This window comes from Desulfonatronospira sp. MSAO_Bac3, assembly GCF_003838035.1.
GTDB lineage: Bacteria > Desulfobacterota > Desulfovibrionia > Desulfovibrionales > Desulfonatronovibrionaceae > Desulfonatronospira > Desulfonatronospira thiodismutans.
This window is the reverse complement of record NZ_QYZY01000051.1, coordinates 1-1083: the sequence shown is the minus strand read 5'-3', so window position 1 is coordinate 1083 and position 1083 is coordinate 1. Positions and strand designations below refer to the sequence as shown.

The 1083-nt window shown below is 51.2% G+C and carries 2 protein-coding genes; both read left to right on the top strand.

Translation table 11 applies throughout. The features are described 5' to 3' along the window. The coding region (locus D5S03_RS01510) for a PilN domain-containing protein (RefSeq protein ID WP_287042476.1) at nucleotides 1-582 on the top strand (582 nt) is incomplete at its 5' end. Further along, nucleotides 582-1083: GspMb/PilO family protein (locus tag D5S03_RS01505; protein ID WP_287042475.1), on the top strand; the 502-nt coding region annotated here is incomplete at its 3' end. The genes D5S03_RS01510 and D5S03_RS01505, both read left to right, overlap by 1 nt.

The following is a 1083-nucleotide window of genomic DNA, read 5'->3' as shown; positions in this document are numbered from 1 at the left end:
CTGGACATCAGTCCTGAGTCCACGGAAAGTCTGGACTGGAACGGCCGGCAGAATAATGCCATTCCAGGCCGCAATGGAGGAGGCTACGAGATCAACCTTCTGCCCCGCTCCTTTATCAAGCAGCAGGTGATTGCCGGGTATCTCATGTACGGCGGCATAATCTTTTTTCTGGTGTGTCTGATGGTTCTGCCTATCTCCAAGCTTGCCGGGCAGAGCAGACATTTGACCAAGATAGAGCGTCAGATAGAGGGGATGAGTCAGGAAACAGAAGAACTGACAACTCTCAGACAAGAAAGCGCGCGCATGATAAACCGGCTGGAAACCATGGCAGAAATGAAAAACGAATATCCTTCGGCCGTTAATATCCTGGCTGAACTTACAGAAGCTGTACCGGAAACCGGCTGGGTTCAATCACTGAGAATGTCAGGGCACGAGGTGACCATCGAGGGTGAAGCAGAGTCAGCCACCTCTGCTCTGGAGGCGGTGGAGAATTCGCCAGGGTTTCATGAGGTTGAATTCAGGTCATCGGTCAGCAGATCGGGCAACATGGAAAGATTTACCCTTGTGGCAAAGGTGAAGTAATGAATATCAACCAGATACTGGACAATCTTAAACAGAGCATGGCAGGGCAAAGCAGAAGCAGGCTGGCCCTTCTGGGGGTTATGCTGGTGCTGCTGATTCTTAGCATGGGGCGCTACGGCCTGAGCATTTATGACGGCTATCAGCAAGGACTGCAAAATGATATCCAGGCGGAAATGACCCGTTTGAACAGTAAGGGCAGCCTTTTGGCCGATGCCGACAAATACAGGGCCGAGCATGCCGTTGTTTCAGAATTTGAAAATGAGTATGTCGCTTCCAGGTTGATCCAGGCCTCAACCCTTTCCCTGGCAGAAGCCCAGTTCCACAACCTGGTGGATGACCTGGCTAATGAAGCAGGACTCAATGTCCGCAGTCTGAGGGTCATGTCCCGCAGCACACAGGGGGATATAACCAGTCTTAAGATAGGCGTTGAGTGCAGGGGTGAAATTGAAGCCATCAAGGATTTTCTGCAGAAGGCAGACAGTCACGACAAGTTTATCTTTG